Raw genomic sequence first — 25,116 nt, forward strand, 5'->3', positions numbered from 1 at the left:
AAGCTCGCTTTTTTATATAAATGTTATAAGCTATTACTAGTAGATGCCGCAGTATCTTTACTCGTATTTACTAGCGCATCCCACGTTTGAGGACCCACTACTCCATCTGCCGTATAACCTTGTTTTACTTGAAATTCTTTTACGGCTTGCTCTGTTTCTAGACCAAAGTAACCGTCTGGATTAAGTCCTAAAGATTTTTGAACCGCTTTTACTTCTTCTCCTGCTGAACCTTTGCCAAGAGCTGCTACACTGCTAAGCGATAGAATTTGAGTTTTATCTTCTTCTTTAGCTTTAGCCTGCTGCATAAGGCTTGCGTATTCTTTAATTCTTTTTTCTTCAGCACTGCTTAATGTTTGTGTATGTTTGAAGTTAGACATAATAAAAAAGAATCCTGCCACGATAATAATAGGAACAAATATTTTCATAAGATTTCTTACAATAGTCATGGTACTCTCCTTTAAATACATAATTATTTAACTTTCCAAGTTCCTTGTCTTCTAGGGTCTGCTGCTCCGTAAATACGATTGTTTTTTTGATCAATAACAATCGCTTGTATACCGCCGTAGTAAATAGCAGAGCTCTTCTCCTTCACGTCATATCCCATTCCTTCTAGTTCTTCTCTTACACTCGTAGGATATTGAAACTCGGTATACAGATGGTTATTCTCTATTGAAAACCTTGGTGCATCAATTGCATCCTGTAAAGAATCCTTAAATAAAAGGTGGCGAACCAACACTTCCGTAAGCATCATAGGTATTCTGCTTCCTCCAGGCGTTCCAATCCCGATAACCTCGTCATCTTTTTTAAGGATAGTAGGTGCCGTAAACGTTCGTGAACGCTTATCAGGCTCGTAATAATTAAGAGAAGTCTTTGTGTTATTAAAGTTATTCAAATTGTTATTAAGGAAAAATCCCTCTACATTTTCTCCTGAACCAAAAAAGTTGCTGAGTGTATTTGTAACGGATACAACCGTTCCTTCTTTATCTGTTACAACAAAATGCGTCGTACTAATATGTTCTTCTTCAAAATCATCGCCTTCAAGCTTATACTTATCAGATAGCTTATTTAACGAGAGGTCTTGTGCAAGCTTCCTTGAATATTCTTTTGACGTTAACGCTTCATCATCTATATCAGAAAAAGCTGGGTCTCCAATATGAGCCACGCGATCACTATTCGCTCTATTAGTAATTTCAGAAATAACATGTGTAAGAAGCGCCGTATCTTGTTCTGTCTTTTGAATATTTAACATTTCAGCCATTTGCAAGGATTGTATCAGCGTAATCCCAGAAAATGGAGGAGGCGCAGAAATAACATCATAGCCGGCAAATTCTCCGTGAACAGGTTCTCTTTCTTTCACAGAATACTTTTCTAAATCTTCTTTTTGTATTCCTGGCACGTCCTCTGCTATTTCTTCGGCAAGTTCGCCATTATAGAAGACGTCTGAACCTTTTTCTTTAATGAGCTCAAGCGTTTCGGCAAGTTCAGGCTGCTTGAGCGTTTTACCTTCTTCAATCGGCTTGTTTCTAGGGAAGAAATTAGGAATTTCCGCTTCTGATAGGCGGTACTGCGCACCTTTTAGACGCTCTGAAAGCTGCTGACCAACTGGAAAACCATCGTTAGCTAGTTTAATAGCTGGGTCGATTAATTGGTCCATGTTTTCACTTCCATATTTTTCATGAATGAATTCCATTCCTTTTACGAACCCAGGGACACCTATCTCTTTTTCAGAACCTTCAGTTGAAATTGGACTTGTTTCTCGGTAATCAAAGAAGGTAGGCTTGTCTGATTGATTGCCAGGAAGAATAAGCATCCCGCCCCCTCCTCCAATACCTGATCCGTAAGGCTCTACAACACCTAAAGCATACGAAACGGCAATAGCAGCATCTACTGCGTTCCCTCCATTTTCTAAAACATCTGTTCCAACTTCGACAGCAATTGAATTTGAAGAACTTACGCCATACTCACCAGAGCCATTCTTAATTGCTTGGCTAGACTCGAATTTATTAATTTTTTTATATAGTTTATTATCTGTTTGACTATTAAATTGCTGTAAAACAGCATACCCTCCAGCTGCGATAGCTATGAGGAATATCAACCAGTAAATCCATTTTCGCTTCATTTATTCAGCTAACCCCTTTTTTACTACTCTAGAGTGGTCGACCGTAAAGACTAACTTGTTGTTTTCCTCTTTGATAGCAAGAGCACTTGAAGAAGTTTTAGTCAAACGTTTAAAGATTTTTTCTTTGTAATACGCGTCCCACTTACTTAAAAGCGTAGGCGTAGCTTCTTTAATGAGTAAGGGTGTAACTTCAAATCTAGCTGTGCCATCCTTCTTCAACTTATACTGCACGAGCGCACTTTCTCGTGATGCTGACCACCCTTGATCAAATACAAAATTTCCTAAGCTGTAAAAAATCACAGTATTTTTGTACGTATCAATCGGCTGCAGCACGTGCGGATGATGACCTAGAATAATATCAGCTCCCGCATCTGCCATTGCTTTTGCCAATCCTTTTTGTCTAGGAGAAGGCGTTGTGTCGTACTCTTCTCCCCAGTGCGCATGCACGACAACTAAATTAGCTTTTTCTTTTGCTTCTTGAATAAGCGGAATAAAGATTTCTGGTTTAGCAGGAAGAATTCCCGGATCATTGTCATTCGCAGCTGAATAAGCAGTATATGTATCCGTAAAACCTAGGGTAGCTATTTTAATTCCATTAACCGTTTGATAGTTAATGTTGCTAGCTTCTTCGAGATTTCTCCCCATTCCTACAAAGTCCATTTTAGACTGGTTAAATGCCTTCACCGTATCATTTAATCCTTGCTCAAGGTAATCCATAGAATGACTGTTTGCTGCATTCAAGACGGAAAGATTAAGATTCTTCAAGGTCTTTACAGACTGCTCATCAGTTCGTAGTACAATGGGTTTATCCTGCGCTGGATATTCGTCATTCGCTGTTACTGGATGATCAAAGTTTGCCGTAGAGTAATCTGAGTTTTTAAAATAAGATTCTACATTACGAAATAGATAGTCTTGTCCCTGACGATTTGTTACCTTTTCAACATTGCGTCCGAGCATAATGTCTCCAACCATTGTTGCTGTTACTATTGAATCATCTTTGGTATTGTTTTCTACTGCTTCACTTGGCTTACTGATCCAAATAGCTCCGTACATGAAAACTACCAAAATGGCCAGTGTAATCCATACATGTTTATCTGTATTCTTTTTTGTTGATTTTATAAATTTTAGTAACTTTTCTTTAAAATCCAATTTCCTATCCATCAAATCACCCTAAATAAAAAAGTTGTATACAAACATTAAGCTGAATGTAGCACCGCTGATTAAAAGCGTGCTTCCCATCGTCATTGCCAACCCTTGCTTTTGAATCGTATTTGCAATTAAGCCAGGAACAATGATCCCTATACCGCGAAACTCATAGATTTCAAAAGGCATAACAGGATAGAAGTAATCGAATATTAGTTTCAGTGAAATTCCCACTACTAACATGGCAGCAAATTTTCGACGACCGTACAAAATCACAAACCTTCCAATTCCGTGTTTTACAATGACATAGGTTAATAGACTAATAATTAATACCATAACTAAAAAAACCGGCTGATCAAAAATTAAGCCAATATAACCTGGCACAACTAGCCCTGCAGGAATAATCCCTGTTTTTTCTGTAAAAATTAAACTTAAAATAACCCCTAATACCAACGCTACATATAAATCCGAGCCAAACATGCACTTTCCTCCTAGACAACTTCCTCAATATGTTCATAATTCTTCATTGCTTCAATTAACGGCTCAGCAGCACCGTGAATATTTCCTACTCCGTAAATCATTCGATTATGTAACTCAGGTCTTAGTTTATTGATTATCTCTTCTGTACTATGACCTTCAAGATTCCAAATTTCTTTTGCTGGAATTATCCCTTCATTATAGGCATCCATAATAGGACTTGTTGTTTCCCCAATCAACACTAAAATGTCGGTATTAATATATGGTAAAACATCTCGCGCAAACTGCTCTGTACGATCAACACGATCAGGGCGGCAATTCATAATTACAATTGGCGAATCTACTGAATACCCAACTTCTCCTACTCTTTCCCAAATTCTCAATGTTGAAGCAGCATCGTTTGCAGCAAATCCGTTCACCAAAAACGCAGGTGCTTTCGGATCTCCAAACTGGGTAATTCTCATTGCACCCGGATCGGGATGAGCATTCAACATTCCTCTAAAAGCAACTTCTTCAGGAATATCTAATGCTTCTGCTACCGCTAACGCAAGCGACGCATTATCTGGAAATACCATATAATCAAATTTCCTTAAAAACTCATCCGTAACTTTTGAATTATCTGCTACGATTACCTTTGTTCTTCTTTTTGCAGCTGCTGTTTTGAAATACTCAAGATACGGACCATCTATTGTAATTAAATGCCCCTTATAAGGAATCGTTGGTAGAAACGCTTCTGCTACTTCGTCCAGTGTTGGTCCCATGACATCCATATGATCCTCTAATACATTTACAATAACTCCAATATTTGCCTGAAGCATTTTTTCTTGGAAAGTAATTTGATAATCAGGATTCACTGCCATACATTCGCTGACTAATGCTTCAGCTTCAAGTTTGGCCGCTTCTTTTACAACGCGTCTCTGTTCTCCGATATTTGGCCCTTCAGGTCGTCTGACAATTGGCTTCTCTTCATCTGTAAACCAATAAATCATCCTGGCTGAAGTTCCCGTAGTCTTTCCAATAGTTTTATATCCAGCTTCTGTTACGATTCCAGTTATCAATCTAGTAACTGTCGATTTTCCGCGAATGCCATTAATATTTATTCTCACCGGAATAGAATCGATATTTTTTTGATGTTTAACCTGTTCCCATGCTCCGTAAGCAAAGACTAAAAACAAACAGATTAAGACAATACTAAGCACCATTTCGATTGTTTCCTCCTTATTTCGACTAGCTTTTGTTTTAATAGGAAGCTTCGACCATAAAAATAATTATAATTTCGCCCTATATTTCAAATTTTTTACTTAACTTTTATAGTTAATCATACCTAGCTAAGTTTATCAATAAGAGAATTAAATGTAATTTATGTTATTTACTAGTAATTACACCTCTTTGAATCTCCTGCTATTACAGCACCTGACAATCCTTAAGCAAACCACTTCATCTATAGTCTCAAAAACCTAAAACAAATAAAAAATCAGTCGAATATTGTTATACTTTTATAGGTAAAAAAAACTATTTATATGGTAAAATATAAAATAATATTCATTATAAAGTTTCTTTTTTATCTTTTATGTTCTTTTTAAAAAACAATTTGATACTTGTACAGACAAGGGCAAACCAGTTGAAAGGCTGGGACGCAAAACCTCGGGTCTAAGGTCACAGGACTAGGACGGCCGGGTTTCCTGATACATCAGGAGGTAAAGAAAAAAATGAACAATCAGCGTGTTGTTACTGGAAGTATTGGAGCTTCGTATATGAGGCCGCGCATCGTGGCTTTTATTCCGGCGCACAATGAAGAAAAATCAATTCGCGACTGCTTGGCAGGATTAGGCGATCAGCTTCTTCCCAATAACGTGGAGCTCGATGTGTTTGTGATTGCAGATAACTGTACGGACCGCACAAAAGAAAAAGCGGAGCTGGCTGGAGATGAATTTGATTTAAATATAAAAGTACTGGTCACTGAAGGCAATAAACAGCGAAAAGTCGGCGCGTTAAATACGGCTTGGAAAAAGATATATGGAGATACACTGGATTTATATAATACGACGCTGACGAAATATCAGCAGCTATATAAAGAGTCGATTAAAGCGATTTTAGGGATGGACGCAGACAGCCGCTTGGCTCCGAAAGCACTCATTAATTTATGGGAAGATTTAATGACGTCGCGAAACATCGGCGGCGTGATGGCAAAGTATACGATGAGAATGCCTAAAAAGAAAAGCTCGCTTTCAAAAGATGATGTGCACTACGAGGAAAAGCTCGCAAGCGGCGAGTACGGCGGACCAATCGCCCGGTGGTGGACGCATCAGCAAAAGCAGGATATGGCAAGCTGGCTTTTGGATCTTCAGTACCACGGCGGAAGCACGTATGTACTTGGCGGTCAGGCTACGCTGTTTCGCCCTGAAGCGCTTCAAAATATAGTGGAAGAAAATAAGCTTGACGGTCCTTGGCAAAATGACAGCGACGTTGAAGATATGCTGCTGACGTGGCAGCTGCAAAAATCCAACTGGAAAACGTTAATCAGTCCAGGCGCTCGCTGCTTTGTGGATTCGATGAGAAGCTATCACACGTATCGTGAACAGCGTAATAAATGGAAGGCTGGAACCGTTGATTTACTGACAAACGGAAACTTGGACGTTAGAACCAAGCATAAAGGAAAGCTGTGGCGTTCACAGATCAAAACGCTGTGTGATTTACTCATTCGCCTGCTGTTTATTTTATTATTATCGGCTGCGCTTGCGACCGATCAATTTTACTGGTCGTGGCTTTGGATCATTCCAATTGCGTTAGCTTCTGTGTTAAATATTATGCTCGCTGTTAAAACGCCGATGCACAGGCCGATTGATGTGATACTGGCCGGTCTTTTGATTAGTCCGGAAATTTATTTGTGGGTGAACTTGATTACGTTTAGTCAAGTATGGCTGGAGAGGCTTGCCGCGAATAAAAAAGATGGCTGGGCGAATCAATACAACGCAGAAAACGGGAGAACGCGCAGTAAATTAGGGCAAGGGATTTTAACGGGCTTTGCGTTTACAGGAATGATTGTTGTGCTTTGCATCTATTTCCGTGACTACTTAACGAGCCCTTCTGTACAGCAAGCCATTTATCCGTACTTAATGAACGGCTGGATTTTGCTGACGTATTTGACCATCTATCAGTCTCTTTATATGTTTTACCAAATTTGGACGCTTCGAAAACCTATTCAAGCGTAAAAAAAGTGATGTCTCGACGGAGACATCACTTTTTTTATAGAAATCGTTTCTTTAAATATTCGGCGATTTTTTGATGACTATCCGGCTGACTGACGATATAGCCCTGAATAAAAGAACATTTGTGCTTTTGTAAAAAGGCGAGCTGCTCTTTTGTTTCAACACCTTCTGCGATAACTTTCATGTTAAGAGCATGAGCTAAGTACAAAATGCTTTTTGTAATATCCTGCTGCTTTCCTTTATCAGTCGCGTGTTGAATAAACGTTTTATCGATTTTTAACGTGTTAAATTCAAAGTCTTTTAAATGTGATAACGAAGAAAAACCGGTGCCAAAATCATCTAAAGCAAACGTTACACCAAATTTTTTTAATTCGTCCATGACTTTTTTTACGTGTTCTTCATACTGAATAATCGAGCTTTCCGTTACTTCAAATTCTATAAATGAAGGATCGATGTTGTAACGGGCTAGCGTTTGTTGAACGTGCTCTACGAATCCCCTTTTCAGCAAATGTTTAGACGAGACGTTAATCGACACAGGCACGGTTTGTAACCCTTGACTCCTCCACTGCTGCAGCTGCTTGCAGACACGCTCGATTACCCAGTCGCCGAGTTCAATAATTAAATGAGTTTCTTCCGCTAATGGAATAAAGTCTCCTGGTGATACGCGTCCCCATTCTGGATGATTCCAGCGAATTAACGCTTCAATACTATCAATCTCTCTGCTGTTTGTATGAACCTTTGGCTGATATTCAATAAAAAACTCATCTTGCAGAAGTGCATTGCGCAGTCCTTTTTCCAGATGATAGCTTTTATACGTCTCGCTGTCCATTAACGGAGAATAGAGCTGCCAGTCGCTTCGCCCCATTTCTTTTGCACGGCGCATAGCAAGGTTGGCATTCGTCAATAAGGTTTTCACATCTTCACCGTCATGCGGGTAAATACTGATTCCTATACTGGCTGTGATGTACAGAGAAAAGTCGTCAATCGTAATTTCTTTTTCGATTTCTTGAAAAAGAGCAGCGGCTAGCTTTTGACATTCATTTATATGTGCAAGAGATAAAAAACAAATCGCAAGCTCGTCTTCTCCTACTCTGGCTAGCATCACACGGGGCGTCACGAATTTTTTTAACCGACTGGCAATACACTGTAGCAAGCGATCGCCTACGTCATGGCCTAATGTATCGTTAATCTGTTTAAAACGATTCAGCCCTAGATGAAAGACCGCTAATGAACCTCTATCTTTTTTCATCTGTCGAATGAAGGTTTTTAATTCTCTTTCAAACTTTCTTCGATTCGGTAAGTTCGTCACATAATCATGAGTCGCAAGATATTCAATTTGATCCATATACTTTTTTTCTGCGGTGATATCTTCAATAATGCCATCTATGCGCACTAGCTTACCGTTCTCATCAAGCGTTGGAATACATCGACCTTTTAGCCATTTCATCTCTCCCGCTTTTGTGTAGATCCGATACTGCTGGCGAATTGTTTTTCCTTTTTCTAATTGATACTGCGCTTTTGCAACAGCTGGTTTATCTTCCGGGTGAATAAAGCTTTCCCATAAATCCCTGTTCCCAAAAAATCTAGCAGCGTCTTCTCCGTAAATGTTGCTAACCCCTTTTGAGCATACAATTGCTTTATTACTTTGCACATCAACGGACCATATTCCAGCGTCCAAATTATTATAAATTGTTTGAAACTGCTGTTCTTTTTGCTTTAATTCATTCGTAATCACTTTTGATTCTGTAATATCATGAACAACACCAATCAGCTGTATAACGTTTCCTTGCTCGTCTGCTACTGCATCCGCTTGTTCAAACACCGTACGTTCTTCACCGCTCGGCCGCATCAGCACGTATTCAATTTTATAGCTGTCCCCGGTTGAAAGTGCCTCCATAACGGCTTTTTCTAACCTTTTTTGATCACAGTCATTAATAAATTGAAGAACGTCTTTAAAAGAAGGAGTAAAGAGCTGATTAGTGTTTAATCCGTAAATATTATACAGCTGAGGTGACCAATAGCTTTTATCTTCCGTCACATCGTAATACCAGCTTCCTACATTCGCAAGCTTTTGCTCCATTTTCAAATGTGTTTCTAATTGAGAAATGTGATTAGAGCGCTCTTGTTCTTTTGAATCATCTCGGCATACGGCATAGACACCCACTACTTGCTCATTTACGACAATAGGGATAAGAGTAATATATAAGTGAAGTTCTTTTTTCATTTTGTGATCAATTGTCGTCGAAAACTGAACTTTTTCCCCTTTTAAAGCACGTTGAAAAAGATCTTGTGCCTGCTGTTGTTTCGATTTATGTATAAGAGCTGTCAGCTCCTGGCTTTTTTGTTTGTGTTCGTTTCCTGTTAGCTTGAAGGCTGCTTCGTTGCTAAACATGATATCTCCTTCACAGTTGATAAAAAAAATACCTTCACTGTATTCTTTTAAAAGCTGTGTATTCAAACGATCAAGATGTTTCATGATCATGATCGACTGCTCCTTCTCCGTGTTTTTATCTGGCAAGGTCTCATGCTGCCTCCTTTTATCTATTTCTTTTATATTATTATAAGCTATATTTGACATATATTTTACTTTATTTTCCCGAAATGAGGAACATATCAGGAAAAGATAGCCAAAGGTATTTTTTAAGGCTTTTTTGTTTGGTAAAATAAAACATGTAAAGGAGGGATTATTTGACTTACAGTGCTAAAAAACATGATTTATTTTCTAGAGGCTCTTTTCAAACCGCTACTCTTCTACTTCTTTTCTCGCCTCTTTTTACTCGTTTGTTTCAGCAGAACGTCTGGGCGTATATAATGGTGTCTTGCATCATCGTTCTTTTTAATTTCATCACCGAGTGTATTCTAGTAAAAAGAATCAGCGCTGCGCCTAAAAACTACATTGCTTTTTTCCAAACGATTTGTCTGCCTGTGAACGTACTTCTGCTATGTTTCTTTTATTATGTTACGTAAAAAAGCATCTATCGATTTGATAGATGCTTTTTTATATTATGACTTTTTCAAAAGGCTCGATACATGCTTGGCTACAATCGCTCCTTGACCTGCTGAAGAGCTGATACTAGAAAACAAGGGAGTCGTGCACGCGTCTCCAATGGCATAAATAGCTGGGTTGCTGCTTTGATGCACTTCATTAATGACGATGAGTCCGCTTTGCGTAGTGGTGACTTTTTCTTTAATGAGTTCAACATTGGGCGCTACGCCTAGTCTGATCAGCACTGCGTCTACTGATAGGTTTTTACATTCACTGTTTTTACTTTTTAAATCGATCGATGTGACGTGATGCTTTCCGTGGATAGCCGTCACTTCGGTATCTGTCATTACTTTAACACCGGGGTCGGAAAGAACTTTTTTAACGTATTGCTCTCTTGCTTTAAAATGCGTAGAGCGATGAATCAAATATACTTGCTTTGCTTTTGATGCTAAAAGATGTGCTCCTTCAAAAGCCCGGTCTCCTCCCCCAATAATAGCCACTGTTTTACCTTTTAACCCCTCTCCGTCTGCTGAAGCTGAATATACTTCTCCTCGGTCAATCATTCGCTGTTCACCCGGCACTCCGAGCTTTCGCTGACTAGAACCCGTTGCTAAAATAAGATACGTATAGCCAATTTCTTTTTCTGTTTCCTGCTGCTTTACTTTGACTGTTTTAGAACGTTCGTCAATAGAAATTACTTTTGTATTCGCTTCATATAAGCAGTCCATATCGATAAAATGCTGAACCATTTTACGCTGCATCTCAATTCCATTTTCCGCTTGTATTCCGGGATAATCAATAATCTCATTATAAATCGTAAACAGCTGTCCGCCTAACTGTGCCTGCTCTTCAAGAAGCAAGCACTCAACGCCTAGCCTCTTACACCACACGGCAGCAGAGATACCAGCGGGTCCTCCGCCAATAATCAGTACGTCAACATGTTGCATACAGCTCACCTCGCTTCTGCCTCTCAGCTTATATGGCTTTTTGTTTCTTTACATTTGTCGCTGTAAAAGAGATAAAAATTCTCCTCGAACTTCTGGTTTTTCCATAAATGTTCCTCGAACGGATGAAGTGGCTGTAGAAGCTGAAGATTTTTTAATTCCTCTTCCGCACATGCACATATGCTTCGCTTCAATAATCACCATAACTCCTTTCGGCTCTAACACTTCTTCGATTGCATCTGCAATTTCATTTGTTAGACGTTCTTGAACTTGAAATCTCTTTGCATATCCTTCTACCGTACGAGCGATTTTAGATAGACCTGTAATTTTTTTATCCGGTATATACCCAACGTGGGCAACGCCAAAGAACGGCGCAAAGTGATGTTCACACATTGAGTGAAACTCGATATCTCGTATTAATACCAGTTCGTTGTGATTTACATCGAATGTTTTTTCCAAATGAGCTTTCGGGTCTTCTCGGTAGCCTTCCGTGTATTCCAAAAATGCCTTTAACACGCGGTACGGCGTCTCTTCAAGACCGTCTCTTTCCGGATTATCTCCGCATAAATCAATCAGTTCTTTCACCGCATTCATAAATGTGTCAGCTTGATCTATTTTTTTATCTATTTCAGTTGAGTCTGTTCCTACTGTTTCTAAAAATTTTTGAGCAATTAAATTTTGTGTACTAAGTGCCATGTTTCTATTTCCTCTTTCCTGTTTAATTAATTTTCTATCTCAATCGATACTTTGATCATCGCCGCTACAAAAAAATGATTCAAAGCCTTTTGCGCATAGCGGTCGACTAAATAAGTATCCTTGCATATGCACACAGCCATTTTTAAGTAGAAAATCTTTTTGGTAGTCTAGCTCGACGCCTTCTGCAATTACATTTAAATTTAAGCTTTCAGATAAGCTGATAATTGCTTGTATAATCTTACGGTTGCTGTCATCTTCATTCATATCCATAATAAAAGATCGATCGATTTTCAAACAATTTATAGGTAAATTTTTCAAATAACTCAACGAAGAGTAACCTGTACCAAAATCGTCGATAGAAATTGATATACCATATTCTTTTAGTTCATGTAAAGCTTTAATTGTTTCCTGAGTGTTAATAAGCAGTGTGCTTTCAGTGATTTCCATTTCAAAGCTTCCTGGGTTAAGGTTATACAAGGAGAGAGCCGCCTTAACCTCATGAACTAGTAAAGAAGAGTCCTGAAACTGGCGTGGTGAAAAGTTCATTGCCAATGTTAATTCTTGATTGAACATTTTATTCCACTTGCTGATTTGACAGCAGGCTATGTTCATCACACTTCCCCATAAGGAATGAATCAAACCCGCCTCTTCCGCTATACCAATAAATACCTCAGGCGAAACAAACCCAAGCTCTTCATCATGCCAGCGAACAAGAGCCTCTACTCCTGTTACCGTATTATGTCTAGCATCTACTTTCGGCTGGTAGTATACCTCAATTGTTTCTTTTTGAATAGCTTTACGCAAACGTTTTTCAATTTGCATTTTTTCAGTTTGTTCTTTATTTAATAGCTGATGGTAGGTCACGACTTTATTGCCACCTTGTCTTTTAGCAGCATACATCGCCATGTCAGCATACGTAATGAGTGTATCAAGATTTTCAGAATGCTCCGGATAAAAACTTAAACCGCTGCTTATACTTACAACTATTTCATCACTTTCGATATAGCAAGGCTGCTGAACATCTAAAATAATTTTCGTGGCCAGCTTTTCGACCTCTACAGGTGGAAAATCACTGAATAAAACTACAAATTCATCTCCCCCCTGCCTTGTCAAAAAGCTATTGTATGGAGGCAGGCAAGCTTTAATTCTATTCGCTACAAGCTGTATCAGCTGGTCGCCTTTTGAATGCCCCAACGTATCATTAATGTCTTTAAACCGATCTATATCCATAAACAGTACAGCTACATGTTTAATTGATTTTTGCTCAGATTCCATTAAACGCTTATTGAGTTCTTCCTTGAAATACCTTCTATTAGGCAGTCCTGTTAAAAAATCGTGATACGCATGAAATTCACTTTCTTCTTGACTGCTTTTCAAATCATCCAAATACGTTTTCAAGAAATGTGATAAATGATTAATATTTTCGATAAGACCTCCCAGTTCATCCCTTCTTCTTACAGTCGATAGTTCACCGAAATTCCCTTTTGCAATATAATTCACGTGCTCCACCAAATTTTTAATAGGGCGTGTAATAGACGTAGAAAAGATAATGCTGACGATCAGTACAAGGGTGATAAAAGGCAGAGATAAAAGCAGATGCTTCACTAATTCATCATGAAGCTCTGTTTCAATCAAATCATAATCATAGACGACCCCTATGACGTAGGAAGCAGATTTTTCTTCCTTGATTGGTACAAATGTTTTTAGTACTTTTTTCTTGTTGATTTCTGAAAGATAGCTTTGCGACATTCCTGTTTTCAAGGCATTTTTAATAAATGTTTTATCGCGATTCGTATTTTGATATGTATATGTTCCATACCAAATTGGCTGATCTTTCATTTTCACGTATCTATTTCCATTCAAATAGACGCTTTGATTTTGTTTCCCAAAATTATTGGGATTAAACACTGTTAATTCAAGAACACCCTCTAAACTCTTCGTAAAGCGATTCATAACATTAGTAGGGCCAAACTGCTTTTCAATATCTATTACATTCTTATCACGAAAATATGGGTTAATAATATAGTTAGTCGAACCATCATAATAATATCCCCATTTATCAACATGCTTTGGATTACTAGAAGCTACTTCAATTGGACCGCTCCAAAAGTTGGGCAGAGCCATACCTTTTTTTGTAGTGACCGGTCTATTAGCCAGAAGCTCTTGAAAAGACGTGTACCAATATCCCCATTCTTTAGTAGACATATTAATTTCTTTTGAGTCTGACGACCTCACACCAATAATGTCATCTCCGCTAGGAGCTAATAATGTAATATGAGATACCCTGAGCTGCTTTGCTAACTCCTTAAGCTGCTCATTACTTATATCCTGATATTTAGAAGGCAGAGAACGCTGTATAGCAATTGAAGCTGTTCTTAATTCCTGTGCCATTCTATCTTCCATATACAAAGCGCTATTTTTAGAGTTTTCTACCTCGTATGCAATTTCTTCCGTTACAAGAGTAATTTCTTTTTGATTAAAATCTATTAATCTATTTTTAGATCTAATGTAATGCAAAGTGTTATTCGCCAGTAAAATACACAACACTAGCAAAGTAAAGAATAGCGATATTTTTTTCTTTATAGACACAAGTGCTGGCCTCCCATTGGTACCAAAACGCTCTTATATTTTTAAATATATAATAAATTTCTTTGTGTAGCGGTATATTTATTTTAATTTTCACAAAATAATCAACTCATGCAAAAAACCAACCGATGCGGTTGGTTACTCTCAAAAAACATATGTAAAATAATTCAATATAAAAACTTTTATTTACACAGATAGAATAATTTTATATTCTTATAATATTCTATCTGTTTTTTCAAAAATATCAATGGATAAAATTTGTCTTTTTCGTAAGATCAACTTTCTTTTAAGCTGCAAAGGTATCGTGACACTATCTTCTTTTTAACACACTTATATTAAATTACCTAAGTCACTTAAAGGAACTTTTTCTCTTTTCCAGACGACGATATCAATAGAATCTCTTAGTTCCTTAAGCTGTAAGCTGTCTAAAGTACTGATATGGCTTTTTATACAGCTGAAAGAATCATCCATACTCTCAGAACCCAGCTCTTTTATTTCCCAGCTTAAAAGAACAGCTGGGTGCACTTTAAGGGCCTGAGCCAGCTTTTCAACTACATCAATTGTTGGATTAATACAAATATCACGTTCGATATTGCTTAAGTAAGATTTAGCAATGTCAGCACGTTCGGCAAGCTGTGAAAGCGACAGCTTTTTTTGCATTCTTATTTCTTTTACACGACGACCAATCATTATTATTAAGCACTCTCCTTATTAAAATGTAGATTTAGCTTAAGGAACACCGTTAATAGTTATAAGTGAAATTTTTAATAATATTGCGCCTTTATTTTATTGTGAGTTAAACATCAAATAGATTATGCTGATAAATTAAGAGCGCTTACCTTTATTAAACAGTTTGAAATTGTCCTTCTAATAATTTATGAAACGCGCCTTCTTCAAAGGCCAGCTGATTAAAGCTCCCTTTTTGAATCACTTTTCCTTCTTCCAACACAAGAACCTGATCCGCAGCTTGTATAGTGGACAGCCTGTGAGCTACAACAACAATCGTTACTTTCCCTTTTAACCGGTCAATTGACTCTTTAATTTTATTCTCATTATTAGTATCTAAGGCGCTTGTAGCCTCATCTAAAATGAGAAGAGCTGGTTTTTTTAGAATTGCTCTTGCCAAAACAAGCCTTTGACGTTCTCCGCCCGATATCTTCATTCCTCTATCTCCGATAACAGTATCTAGACCCTGAGGCAAATTTCCTACAAACTGATCTGCCATCGCAAATTCTAATGCTTCCCATAATTCTCTTTCACTAGCTTGTGCATTCACCGTCAGTAAATTCTCTCTTACGGTAGTGTTAAATAAGAACGAGTCTTGAGGTACATAGCTGATGGCTTGTCTTAAAGACAGTAGGAGTTCATCTTTAAGCGGGTGGCCATTTACAAGCACCTCGCCTCTTTCAGGAGAGTTCAGTCCCATTAATAAGTCAATAAGCGTACTTTTTCCAGCTCCAGAAGGACCTACAATAGCGGTCATTTGGTTAGGAAGAATAGTCAAGTTAATATCTTTTAACGTATAACTGCCTTTTTTGTAGCGGAAATAAACGTCTTTACACTCTATTTGCGTCTCTGTAATTGGCGAAAGCGCGTCTGCTTGCTTGAATTCTTGTTCTTTAGAGCAGTCCTCTATGAGCTTCTTAACAGCCTGACAAGCGGGAAGAGTAGCTGCTATTTGTTCAAAATTTGATTGAATCGCAATAAATCTCGGCCATAACCGAGAAAAGATAAGAATAATTAACAACAGCTGCTCGCCTTGAGCATGAAAAGCTTTTACAGATATAAATATAAATACTGCAACGAGAAGAGCCGCACTCACTTTATATACTAGCTGAGAGCTTGACTTAAGTTTTACATATTCAATTTGTTCTGCATTCATTCTTGAAGTTAAAGAACGCAGCCAATCAATATAGCTGTATTCCAATTTATTACTTTTAATATCTTTAATGCCACTAAGCTGATCTGTGATTCCAGCCATGTAGTCTTCCCCTAATTGAGAGGTTCTACGTCCTAAGTGTCTAGATTTTTGTACGAACTTTCTTGAAAGATACCCTAGTATCAAACCAAACAGCACGATAAAAAGAGTCATTTTGACAGACAGCCACAGGGCAATAGCTAATTGTATAATCATAAAAATAGTATTAGACAGCAGCTGAAGAGCAAAATTAATACCGCCTATCACACGTGCCAGCTCCGAAGTTAATAGATTAATAAGCGTTGACTTTCGTTTTTTTAAAAATAACGCCCACTTCGAGTGCAGCAGCAAGCTGTAAATTTCAATTCTTAAGTCTCTGCTGAATTTTTCTCTAATCTTAACATCTCGAATAGCTAAGCTTCTCTGCAGGAGATTCTGCCCAATAATAATTACTACATACATGCACAAGATTAACGGTAAATACAAAGACGACGGCAATGCAGTAAGGAAATTAAACAGCTGACTGAGCTTGCTAGACGCAGTATTTGTTTCTATTACTCCACCAATGCTTAACAACGGGATAATCAGCAAGATGCCGAATCCCTCCATTAAACTAGCAATGGCCATACCAAAAACATTAAAATATATAATTTTCCCTGCTGAAGAATGCAGTTTCTTAATATAATACAGTAACGGTTCCAATATACGTTCTTCTGCCTCCTATCAGTTTGACCTATAAAATATCTATCCCACCCGCGCTTAATTCACATATGCTAACCATTTTACAAGAAAAGTTTAAAATAACACTGGCTTCTTTAGTTTTCTCCACGACCACAAAAGTGGTCTTAGTAAGAAATATAAAAAATACAAACTTTTCGGCAGCCTAAAGGTTCGTTCGTCTAGAGGGTTGGGATAAAATGAAATAATGAAAAATTTACATTTTTGTCGTTTTGTTTTTATCGAGAATAAATAGTTTTTATAGGACTTTTCTAGATTTTTCGGCTGAGGATGCACATGTAATTGAACCATTTCCTTTATATAAGGGATTGCTTTGTCCGCTAATCGATTGGCTCTCCTTGTATTTACAATATCCTGAATCTCTTCATGTACCGGCGTTTGAAAAAACAGAGTAGATAATTGAAATGCCTGCCCTACTAAGTGCTTCTGCTGATGCCTGATTGCCAGTGCCTTAAAACGCACATAGTTGATATCTTTGTTCCTTACCATTTGGTCGATATCTTTTAACCAACGCAGACGAAACCAACCGTGACGAGCCCCATGAGAAATTAAATACAGCAGCAAATCCTCTGTACCCATAAAAGATATAGGGTGCTTGGTTAATTGACTTTCTCTTTTTCCGTTCCACAGTTCTTCAAACCTCGTTCTTTTCATTGAACGAGGGTGCAGCCGCCAATGAACTTCAACCTGAATCTTTTTTTCTGGATGATAATAGGCAATGTGGTGATGGCGCCATTTTATTTCATTTAATACAGTTGGTATTTCTTCCTTTTCATAGCCTAGACTGAGAAGAATATTTTCTGCTTTTTCCAGTTCTTCCTCTCTCACTAGAATATCTAAATCTTTAGACATCCTAAGAGAAATATTTTTAAACAGGTCGTAAGCGACTGGTGGCCCTTTTAAAAACAAAGTTTCAATATTATTTTCATTGAAGACCTTATCTAGTGCTTCCATTTCTCCACTCAACTGAAGCATCTTAAAGGTATTTTTTTTATATTCTTGAAGCAGCACTTCTATAACGTGCGATGGAACAGCATCCGACTTATCTTTTAACCTTATATAAATTAACGGACAAACTCGATGATGCTTTACTAGCTCAAGAAAATGATTCCAATCAAGCTCTTTTAAGGGTATGATTTCTTCAGATGTGTTCTCTTCTCTTAACAGCGTCAATAAAAAATGAAGCTCTTTGGACTGACTTGTATCAATTATTGGTTGTTTGTCTATCATTGTTTTTCCTTTCGATTTCCTTTATTATTCAAGGTTTTAGAGAAGTTCCCTACGACTGTAAACCTTTCCATTCCCTCTGATCCTGTTACGTATGTTGAGCCGCTTCGCAGCCAGGCATGTGCAATAAAATTCCCGTTTTCATCTTTTCCTGTACCTAAATACAGCGTACTTTCAATACAGCGCCTTTCTAGCATCTTCATACCTGCGAAGGCTTTCACGAGGCACTGGCTTTCCCAAAAAGTATATCTACTCATTTTATAGATAGCGTTTGAAATATGCTTTAACGTTTTAGTTTCATAGCTATCTTCATCCATGCTGCTCTCTTTCATATGCTCACCTAACATAGGTGTAACCTTTGAAAATGGCAATGCTTTAAGGATTCTTCCGTAAGCAAGATAATAAAATGCTTCTAGTAACAAAAGCTTTTGACTGATATCTAAGCATAAAAAATGTTTAGCTTTTTTTATCAATTTCATCACAGCTACTCCAATATTATTCATATAAAATACACATAAAAATTTAGCCTTCCACAACCAGCTCAATCAAATTTTCTTGATACATGTTCTCTAAAAATGAAATAACTTCTTCTTCACATTTATCCGTTTGAACATCGTACTTTTTTACAATATGATTCACTAATTCGTTTACTTGTGTGGGTTTACTAATGCTTTCCCAGATGTCTCCTCCAATTTCACCTAGGTTGTAGTACTTACCGTTTTCAATATTTAGCATAACTTTCTCATTTCCCATATCACTTACGATATTTCCCTCACTCTGTGTTACAACATGCTTAGGTAGAATCTGCTCTGATTTAATCAATTAAATTCCCTTCTTTCACTATATTTAGTATTTTGGAGACCGACTCATACGGGGTAAAGTTCGAAGAAGATCGCGTTACTTGAAACGTATTTACGCTTTTAAGAATCTCTGAAGAATAAATAAAATGCCACTCCTTTAACCCTAGCCTCTGCAAAAGTGAACCTCGAAACGTATGGTGAAGTAAAATCCGAAAGCTTTCTAATCCATTTGTTTGACGAATTTCTACAGATTCCCCGCTCCCTTTTACAAGCTCAAAGATGCCAGCTAAAGGAATTGGTTGATTATAAAAACTGTCTTTTACGGGCACTGAATATTTTGTTTCTCTTTCAAACAAAGGATTATATTTTCTGGAATCAATCCCGAACTCGTTTAAGCTTTCTTCCCACAGCTTTTGCTGAGGATATGTTGGTTGAACCATCGGAATACGCTCATCTGAAAACGTAAGAGGAATGACATCATCGCTTATAAGCTTGTATCCTTTCTGAATAAAAGCTGACGCCAAGGTAGACTTTCCGGCTCCAGAATTGCCAACGATAGCATAAGCTCTTCCATCTATAGCTATTGCACTGCCGTGGAGAGGCAAAGCTTGCTGCTGCATTAAAATAACTCCCATACAAGTTCCCAGTATATATAGCCTCGCCTTAGCTTCATCAAAGTCATTAAGGGGTGCTACTACAATTTCTTTTCCGTTCTTTATAGAAAAAACGGCTAGACTAGGAACTTCAAACGCTACGTAATGGCAGCGGACCGTGAAGCCCTTTTTTTGATCCAATTCAATTTTGTCTATTGATAAGTCTGAAAGTTTGATAGAAACGTCTATATGATCACCTGGAAAAGCTGGACAATTTAATTCTGGCAAAGACAGCTCACTCAAAATATTTAGCCCAAAAGCATCATAAGTATATTTTTTCTTGATACTAATCATTGATTTCACTCCAGATGTTATTAATTTTTTGAAAAGCCCTCATACAACTTAATGTGTATCAGGGCAATTGTTGTCTATAATCATTTATTCAAATTAGCTGTAGTGAACTGTTTCGTCTGGATCTGGCTGTACCGCATCAGGAATACTAGTTCCTGGACCGGCCATCGTCATATTTACATCAAGTACTTCTAGTACTGGCTTTTTCCACTCTTTTTTCATAGTTTCACCCCCCTTCAAAGAAACTTATTTATAAATCGATATACTATTAAGCTTCGCATTAACAGCTTAAAGTCAGTGCTGAATACAGATTCCGGTTTAGGATTGTCCCTTAAATTTGCCAAAGCGGCCTTTATTAAGTTCACATCAAAATATTCAGCTATAAAATCAGAGTTTGTTACTTTTTCCATTTCATTTATAAACAAATTCCATTCTGGTATCATACGCTGAATGCCATCGGCTCCTTGCAAGCCCCTTGTTCTTTGATTAAGCCTTATATCGTCCGGAAGAACATTCTTAGTTGCTCTTCTAATCAGAGATCTATCTTGACCATTTTGAACAAACTGCGTTTCAGGAACTGATAAACAAAAACGAATAACTCTTAAATCGTTTGTCGGATCACGATCCCATAAAGAATGATATAACGAAAGCTTTGTTGTATATGTACCGTTAATACTCCAGTAATATGGCTGTAAAAACTGTGTTTTCTTTATTTCATAAGCACTTTTAGTAAGTAAGCCATCCATATTGATGTCATGTTCTTTTAGTCTGGCATATACATCAAATCTCTGGGCAAAGTCAGGATTAATGATAGGTGGATATGGTGTACCCTGCTCTGATGAGATGAGCGAATGCAACCTTGGAAAAGCTTTTTTGGCCACTACAGGAAGAACACGAGATCTTCCTACTCCTAAATTCCTGCTGTACAAACGCAGCTCTCGAAAGAATTTAGCTAGATTTCCCTTCTTTAAAAGCTGTGCCTGATAATCTAGCGCAGGCCCCCAGGAGATTGTCCAATTTCCCCTCTGTCCATTTAGTAAAACTCCTACTCCTTTTTTAGAGGCTTGTTCATAAATACCTTTAAGCCAAAAGCTGTTTTCAAAAAATTTATACGGTGTTTCTAGTATTTCCAGCCATTCATCAATTTCGGAAAAAGGACTTTTTTCTTCAAAATCAAAGTAATTATCTTCTATATTACCTATGTAATTGACAGTTGATTTGATAAAGGGCTTTTCATTTGCCACTCTGCTTTTAGGGGACCAATCCTCAAACTCATTTATTGGGATATAGCTAAATGTATGTAATTTTTTGTTTTCTTTATAAAGAGATTTAGAAGCAAAACCAGCTACTGATCCTGAATCCAATCCTCCGCTTAAGTGAGCGCCGACCTGTAATCGGGTTCTAAGCTTAGAATCCACGGCTTGCTGAAATACATCGCGAAATGCTTCTTCGTACTCTTCGTTTGATTTTAGTTTCAGCTTTTTCTCTTCTCGCACTATACAATACCTTTTCACTTCAAGCCGATTATGACAAATGGTTATTGAATGGGAAGGCGGTATTTGTTGAATTTCTTTATAAACAGTTGATGCAGCATCCGTTGACTCAAATGTTATTGGAATGGCTAAAAATTCTGCAAGCCACTCTTCATTTAAAGATTTTTTTATATAAGGTAGCGAAAATAACGGATTAATAGCGGTGCAAAAAGCCATGCTTGTAGCATTTTTGAAAAAATATAGAGTACGGTTTCCTGAAAAATCCCTTGCTCCAAATAACTTTTGCTGTTTCTCATCCCAAATGACAAAAGCAAAGTCTCCCACTAGAAATTTCGGAGCTTCTTCTCCCCATTTATGATACGCAAGCAAAATCAATTCACTATCTGTAATTTTCGTTTTATAGATATCCTTGATTTGCAACTGATCTACCAATTCTTCACGATTATCAATAATCGCATCTGCGGTAATAGCTAATTGCTTCTCGTAGTCATAATAAGGTAATTTTTCTCCAACAGATTCTGGCGTAATCCATTGAGTATGGCTCAAAAGTGCAACACTTTCTTTTTTCCATACCTGTATGTCATCAGCTGGATATTTGGATAAAGCTTGAAGAACGTTAGCTACCTCTTCATGAGATACGGGATTGTTATTGAAATGGTAAATTCCAGCTATTGCACTCATATTTTCTCCTCTCACGACTTCCTTGTTCTTTATTAAGAACAAAGATAACCACTACACCCTGTTATTTGTCATATATATCTAATCAAACTTTGTTTTTAATTCTTTTTTACTAAATAATCACCAAGTAATGACTATTATAGAGAACAAATGACAAAAAGTAAACCTCAATAAAGAACATTTTTCGATAAATATCCACTAATTAGTGCAAATGTCGTGTTCAATCAGATATTGATCTTAATCAAGAACAAACTTCCTTCTTATATTCTTACATCACCTAGAAAAAATAATTTATCTACTTAACAATCAGCGAGCACCTTTTTTAACTCTTCACTAATAAGCGTTTTGCTCATGGAATAATTTAACACACCCTTGTCCACACTATACTTATCTGTTTTTTATAAATACGTACCATTTTTATAGATAGGAGGAAAGCCAATTGAACGCAGAAAGCAAGCGTTTGACTTCGCCTGAAATAACGAGTCTATGCGCCCAGTATCAGCAGGATACGCTGGCGGTTTGTGTAGCGAAACACGTTCTTGCAACGATAACGGATGCAGAGATTCGGTCGCTGTTTGCCTTTTCGCTGGAGTTATCGAAAAAGCATATTGAGCTGCTGACTGCCATTTTTCATGCTGAACATTTTCCGCTGCCAAAGGGTTTTACAGATGAAGATGTGGACTTGCACGCACCTCCGCTTTTTACAGACTCGTTTTGGCTGAAGTATCTTCATGACATGACGATTCACGGCTTATCAGGGTATGGCATTTCATTTAGCGTTTCGGTTCGCCGAGATCTTCGAGATTATTATCATCAGTGCAATTTAGATGCGATGGAGATCTATAATCGGTCGCTCGATCTGCTTTTAGCAAAAAATCTTTATGTACCCGCTCCTTATTTTTTAAATCCGAAAAAACAAGAGCCCATCACAGATTTGACTTACGCTCTTGATTTTGTCGGCAAGCAGCGCCTTTTAAACGCAACGGAAGCCGGTAATATTTATTTTAATTTACGCAAAAGCATGGCAACCAAAGCGCTTTTAATTGCTTTTAAACAAGTGAGCAAACGAAAAGACGTGCGGAAAGTCATGGAGACGGGGCTTGATGTGGCGCATAAGCATATCGAGCTTTATTCTTCCATCATGCACGAGGAAAACCTTCATACGCCTCCGCTTTTGGATAATGAAATCACAACGTCTACGCACGCGCCTTTTTCAGAAAAGCTGATGACGTTTCACGCAGGCGCAATGTTTAAAGTAGCCATTACTTATTACGCAACGGCAATGACTACCAGCATGAGGCTCGATATTGTCGGTCACTGTGAAGCGTGTATTTTACGAGACTTAAAAGTAGCGGGGCGCTGCAGCGAAGTGATGATTAAAAACGGTTGGATTGAAAAGCCGCCTGAAGCAAGCGACCGCAAGCAAATGTAAGTTTTTTCATGATAAGTCTTGACCTGAAACGCGTTTCATACTTTATGCTGTATTTATTCCCATCAGCCGGCGTGACACGAACGGTGGCGTTACGGCTGATATGTTATCCATAAAAAAATCCGGTATGTTCACCGGATTTTTTGTATGACTACATATTCATTTCTTTTTTATACGCCAAGTACGAATACAGATAAGGAACCGCCACGCACAGAACGATACTCCCCCACATGATAACTGACTTGTATCCATCAGGTAAAAAAGCGCTAATAAGAATTAGCAGTCCGCCAATAAAAAAGAGCTTTCCAGATAAACGATGCGTCTTTTTCCATACGTTTTCATTGCTTAATGTCCACGGTGTACGAATCCCCATAAAATAGTTAGAGCGCACGCGCTGCAAGTAGTTTCCGATAATGATAAAAACGAGTCCAGCCATAATCGGAGCAATGTACGACATCGGCACGTTATAGCCAAGCCCCTGTAAAATAGTGCTCATATTTACAAAAAAGAATAATAGCAGTACGGCGTTTAACAGGATATTATACGTTTTTGAAAAGTACTTATAGTTTTCTTTACGCGGATCAATTCGCGGAACAAATGCGATGATAAAATAAATAAGTACCATGATTCCTACTGTTAAGATCATTGCATTTATCTTCGTTGCAAATCCATCTGCTTCTCCATTTGCTCCCCAGTGAATGGGCATCGTAGCTGGAAGATTCGGCAGTGCAATCAGCCAGGCAATTAGTGTTAAAAGAGTAATGCTTAAAGGAAATACGTGTTTTTTCATTTAACTCTCTCCTTTCTGAAAGCTGAAAAACCAGCCAATTAAATCTTGAAAAACGGTTGTATTTAATGAATAAATCACAAACTGCCCTCTTTTTTCATCTTGAACGAGGTCCGCTTGCTTCAAGATTTTCAAATGATTTGAGATGCTTGGTTTGGTCATATTAAAATACTCGGAAATTTCTCCTGCGGTTAAATCCCGCTCTTTTAGCAGCTCTAAAATCTTTCTGCGAGTAGGATCCGCTAAGGCTTTAAACGTTTCATTCAATTGAAGTTCATCTCCATCATATTTAAGTATTTAGATAATTATCTAAATATTAAACTATAAAATATAATATGTCAATATTTTGAAAAGAGAACACCGCATTTGACTCATTTTTTTGTTTTTTCAAAGCAGTCCATACATACAAACTGCGCCTCTTGATGTAAAAAAGCTTTGATTTCGGTCATTCCTCTTCTACTCGGATACTTCATTCTCATCCATACTTCTTCATTCGGCTGAATTTCTTTTTGACAAACGGAACATCGCTCTTTTATTCGAAACATACTACCCCTCCATTTCTTTATCTAACTATACGTTTGACTAGTCAAAAAGTTTCATAAAAAAGAGGCTGGAACGTAACCAAATCAATTCCAGCTAAAGACAAAAAAATGAGAGAATGAGCTGAGCCGCTTGTGACACCGCAGTTGATTTCCGTGCAAGGCTTCGCTTTCCGCGGGCGGCCGCTGAGCCTCCTCGTCGCATATGCTCCTGCGGGGTCTCACCTGTTCCGCTTTTCCCGCAGGAGTCTTCGCCTTGCCCTCCAATCAATTGCTAGAAAGACTTACACACATGAAACCTATGTTTACCCTAACAAAAAAACCGAACCACGAATCAAACATCTTGATTAATGGTTCGCTTTTCACTTTGTCTAAAATCCTTTTGTCCCAGCCTCTTCCTTCA

At 37.8% G+C, this 25,116-nt stretch carries 23 protein-coding genes and 1 riboswitch; of the genes, 2 read left to right on the forward strand and 21 right to left on the reverse strand.

The features are described 5' to 3' along the window. Positions 1-23: 23 nt before the first annotated feature. The 5 genes from ACXAE4_RS22305 to pgsB are packed head-to-tail and all read right to left on the reverse strand — an operon-like array spanning position 24 to position 4,941. Positions 24-446, reverse strand: a complete 423-nt coding sequence (locus tag ACXAE4_RS22305; protein WP_014461217.1) for a peptidoglycan-binding protein — start codon at positions 444-446, stop codon at positions 24-26. 23 nt (positions 447-469) lie between these two features. Then, a complete protein-coding gene (gene ggt / locus ACXAE4_RS22310) occupies positions 470-2,119 on the reverse strand; it encodes a gamma-glutamyltransferase (RefSeq protein WP_475236951.1) in 1,650 nt (549 codons plus the stop codon). Then, entirely contained in the window at positions 2,120-3,280 is a 1,161-nt protein-coding gene (locus ACXAE4_RS22315; protein WP_289578759.1) for a CapA family protein, read from the reverse strand. Positions 3,281-3,289: 9 nt separating this feature from the next. Continuing rightward, positions 3,290-3,742 carry a poly-gamma-glutamate biosynthesis protein PgsC gene (gene pgsC / locus ACXAE4_RS22320; protein WP_014461220.1) on the reverse strand — a complete coding sequence of 151 codons (453 nt, stop codon included), beginning with the start codon at positions 3,740-3,742 and terminating at the stop codon, positions 3,290-3,292. 11 nt (positions 3,743-3,753) lie between these two features. Next, positions 3,754-4,941 carry a poly-gamma-glutamate synthase PgsB gene (gene pgsB / locus ACXAE4_RS22325; RefSeq protein WP_014461221.1) on the reverse strand — a complete coding sequence of 396 codons (1,188 nt, stop codon included), beginning with the start codon at positions 4,939-4,941 and terminating at the stop codon, positions 3,754-3,756. A 399-nt stretch (positions 4,942-5,340) separates the two neighbouring features. Continuing rightward, positions 5,341-5,425, forward strand: a riboswitch (cyclic di-GMP riboswitch). Positions 5,426-5,448: 23 nt separating this feature from the next. Here pgsB and ACXAE4_RS22330 point away from each other — a divergent pair. After that, positions 5,449-6,951 carry a glycosyltransferase family 2 protein gene (locus ACXAE4_RS22330; RefSeq protein WP_289578758.1) on the forward strand — a complete coding sequence of 501 codons (1,503 nt, stop codon included), beginning with the start codon at positions 5,449-5,451 and terminating at the stop codon, positions 6,949-6,951. A gap of 34 nt (positions 6,952-6,985) precedes the next feature. Here ACXAE4_RS22330 and ACXAE4_RS22335 read toward each other — a convergent pair whose 3' ends face one another. The 12 genes from ACXAE4_RS22335 to ACXAE4_RS22390 all read right to left on the reverse strand — a co-directional run bounded on the left by ACXAE4_RS22335 (position 6,986) and on the right by ACXAE4_RS22390 (position 21,961). Next, the gene (locus ACXAE4_RS22335; RefSeq protein WP_289578757.1) at positions 6,986-9,430 is read right to left on the reverse strand and encodes a sensor domain-containing protein; all 2,445 of its coding nucleotides are present in this window, start codon (positions 9,428-9,430) and stop codon (positions 6,986-6,988) included. A 521-nt stretch (positions 9,431-9,951) separates the two neighbouring features. After that, entirely contained in the window at positions 9,952-10,881 is a 930-nt protein-coding gene (locus tag ACXAE4_RS22340) for an NAD(P)/FAD-dependent oxidoreductase (RefSeq protein ID WP_014461226.1), read from the reverse strand. Between the two features lie 48 nt (positions 10,882-10,929). Next, positions 10,930-11,574: a GTP cyclohydrolase I FolE gene (folE, locus tag ACXAE4_RS22345; RefSeq protein WP_014461227.1), complete on the reverse strand. Its 645-nt coding sequence runs from the start codon at positions 11,572-11,574 to the stop codon at positions 10,930-10,932. A 39-nt stretch (positions 11,575-11,613) separates the two neighbouring features. Continuing rightward, a complete protein-coding gene (locus ACXAE4_RS22350) occupies positions 11,614-14,163 on the reverse strand; it encodes an EAL domain-containing protein (RefSeq protein ID WP_289578756.1) in 2,550 nt (849 codons plus the stop codon). A 327-nt stretch (positions 14,164-14,490) separates the two neighbouring features. Beyond that, positions 14,491-14,850 (reverse strand): helix-turn-helix domain-containing protein, encoded by a 360-nt coding sequence (locus ACXAE4_RS22355; RefSeq protein ID WP_014461229.1) that lies wholly within the window; start codon positions 14,848-14,850, stop codon positions 14,491-14,493. Between the two features lie 154 nt (positions 14,851-15,004). After that, positions 15,005-16,780 carry an ABC transporter ATP-binding protein gene (locus tag ACXAE4_RS22360; protein ID WP_289578755.1) on the reverse strand — a complete coding sequence of 592 codons (1,776 nt, stop codon included), beginning with the start codon at positions 16,778-16,780 and terminating at the stop codon, positions 15,005-15,007. 93 nt (positions 16,781-16,873) lie between these two features. Further along, positions 16,874-18,046: a nucleotidyltransferase domain-containing protein gene (locus ACXAE4_RS22365; protein WP_289578754.1), complete on the reverse strand. Its 1,173-nt coding sequence runs from the start codon at positions 18,044-18,046 to the stop codon at positions 16,874-16,876. After that, entirely contained in the window at positions 18,043-18,522 is a 480-nt protein-coding gene (locus ACXAE4_RS22370; RefSeq protein ID WP_289578753.1) for a lasso peptide biosynthesis B2 protein, read from the reverse strand. Before ACXAE4_RS22370 ends, ACXAE4_RS22365 begins: the two co-directional genes overlap by 4 nt. Before the next feature lie 43 nt (positions 18,523-18,565). Next, complete coding sequence (locus ACXAE4_RS22375; protein WP_014461232.1) at positions 18,566-18,865, reverse strand: lasso peptide biosynthesis PqqD family chaperone; 300 nt, start codon at positions 18,863-18,865, stop codon at positions 18,566-18,568. Further along, complete coding sequence (locus tag ACXAE4_RS22380) at positions 18,858-19,790, reverse strand: HPr kinase/phosphorylase (RefSeq protein ID WP_289578752.1); 933 nt, start codon at positions 19,788-19,790, stop codon at positions 18,858-18,860. The genes ACXAE4_RS22375 and ACXAE4_RS22380 overlap by 8 nt, the downstream gene beginning before the upstream one ends. A 93-nt stretch (positions 19,791-19,883) precedes the next feature. Beyond that, positions 19,884-20,009 (reverse strand): paeninodin family lasso peptide, encoded by a 126-nt coding sequence (locus ACXAE4_RS22385; protein ID WP_014461234.1) that lies wholly within the window; start codon positions 20,007-20,009, stop codon positions 19,884-19,886. Between the two features lie 14 nt (positions 20,010-20,023). Beyond that, on the reverse strand, positions 20,024-21,961 hold the full coding sequence (locus tag ACXAE4_RS22390) for an asparagine synthase-related protein (protein WP_289578751.1): 1,938 nt from the start codon (positions 21,959-21,961) through the stop codon (positions 20,024-20,026). Between the two features lie 436 nt (positions 21,962-22,397). Between ACXAE4_RS22390 and ACXAE4_RS22395 the strand changes: the two genes are divergently transcribed. After that, entirely contained in the window at positions 22,398-23,390 is a 993-nt protein-coding gene (locus ACXAE4_RS22395; protein WP_289578750.1) for a DUF3231 family protein, read from the forward strand. A gap of 148 nt (positions 23,391-23,538) precedes the next feature. Here ACXAE4_RS22395 and ACXAE4_RS22400 read toward each other — a convergent pair whose 3' ends face one another. The 4 genes from ACXAE4_RS22400 to ACXAE4_RS22415 all read right to left on the reverse strand — a co-directional run bounded on the left by ACXAE4_RS22400 (position 23,539) and on the right by ACXAE4_RS22415 (position 24,984). Then, positions 23,539-24,177, reverse strand: coding sequence for an SdpI family protein (locus tag ACXAE4_RS22400; protein ID WP_289578749.1), 639 nt, complete (start codon positions 24,175-24,177; stop codon positions 23,539-23,541). Then, complete coding sequence (locus ACXAE4_RS22405; RefSeq protein WP_013082079.1) at positions 24,178-24,441, reverse strand: autorepressor SdpR family transcription factor; 264 nt, start codon at positions 24,439-24,441, stop codon at positions 24,178-24,180. Between the two features lie 104 nt (positions 24,442-24,545). Continuing rightward, positions 24,546-24,719, reverse strand: a complete 174-nt coding sequence (locus ACXAE4_RS22410; RefSeq protein ID WP_028407741.1) for a hypothetical protein — start codon at positions 24,717-24,719, stop codon at positions 24,546-24,548. A gap of 91 nt (positions 24,720-24,810) precedes the next feature. Further along, complete coding sequence (locus ACXAE4_RS22415) at positions 24,811-24,984, reverse strand: hypothetical protein (RefSeq protein ID WP_204247885.1); 174 nt, start codon at positions 24,982-24,984, stop codon at positions 24,811-24,813. Positions 24,985-25,116: the final 132 nt, after the last annotated feature.

The organism is Priestia sp. ABM2_011, assembly GCF_056158845.1.

Excerpts from the sequence above, each read along its gene's own strand:
- ACXAE4_RS22340 (WP_014461226.1), bottom strand. The coding sequence starts at position 10,881 with ATGCAACATGTTGACGTACTGATTATTGGCGGAGGACCCGCTGGTATC.
- ACXAE4_RS22305 (WP_014461217.1), bottom strand. The coding sequence starts at position 446 with ATGACTATTGTAAGAAATCTTATGAAAATATTTGTTCCTATTATTATC.
- ACXAE4_RS22370 (WP_289578753.1), bottom strand. The coding sequence starts at position 18,522 with ATGAAATTGATAAAAAAAGCTAAACATTTTTTATGCTTAGATATCAGT.
- pgsB (WP_014461221.1), bottom strand. The coding sequence starts at position 4,941 with ATGGTGCTTAGTATTGTCTTAATCTGTTTGTTTTTAGTCTTTGCTTAC.
- folE (WP_014461227.1), bottom strand. The coding sequence starts at position 11,574 with ATGGCACTTAGTACACAAAATTTAATTGCTCAAAAATTTTTAGAAACA.
- ACXAE4_RS22355 (WP_014461229.1), bottom strand. The coding sequence starts at position 14,850 with ATGATTGGTCGTCGTGTAAAAGAAATAAGAATGCAAAAAAAGCTGTCG.
- ACXAE4_RS22380 (WP_289578752.1), bottom strand. The coding sequence starts at position 19,790 with ATGATTAGTATCAAGAAAAAATATACTTATGATGCTTTTGGGCTAAAT.
- ACXAE4_RS22390 (WP_289578751.1), bottom strand. The coding sequence starts at position 21,961 with ATGAGTGCAATAGCTGGAATTTACCATTTCAATAACAATCCCGTATCT.
- ACXAE4_RS22315 (WP_289578759.1), bottom strand. The coding sequence starts at position 3,280 with ATGGATAGGAAATTGGATTTTAAAGAAAAGTTACTAAAATTTATAAAA.
- ACXAE4_RS22365 (WP_289578754.1), bottom strand. The coding sequence starts at position 18,046 with ATGATAGACAAACAACCAATAATTGATACAAGTCAGTCCAAAGAGCTT.
- ggt (WP_475236951.1), bottom strand. The coding sequence starts at position 2,119 with ATGAAGCGAAAATGGATTTACTGGTTGATATTCCTCATAGCTATCGCA.
- ACXAE4_RS22330 (WP_289578758.1), top strand. The coding sequence starts at position 5,449 with ATGAACAATCAGCGTGTTGTTACTGGAAGTATTGGAGCTTCGTATATG.
- ACXAE4_RS22400 (WP_289578749.1), bottom strand. The coding sequence starts at position 24,177 with ATGAAAAAACACGTATTTCCTTTAAGCATTACTCTTTTAACACTAATT.
- pgsC (WP_014461220.1), bottom strand. The coding sequence starts at position 3,742 with ATGTTTGGCTCGGATTTATATGTAGCGTTGGTATTAGGGGTTATTTTA.
- ACXAE4_RS22410 (WP_028407741.1), bottom strand. The coding sequence starts at position 24,719 with ATGTTTCGAATAAAAGAGCGATGTTCCGTTTGTCAAAAAGAAATTCAG.
- ACXAE4_RS22385 (WP_014461234.1), bottom strand. The coding sequence starts at position 20,009 with ATGAAAAAAGAGTGGAAAAAGCCAGTACTAGAAGTACTTGATGTAAAT.
- ACXAE4_RS22335 (WP_289578757.1), bottom strand. The coding sequence starts at position 9,430 with ATGATCATGAAACATCTTGATCGTTTGAATACACAGCTTTTAAAAGAA.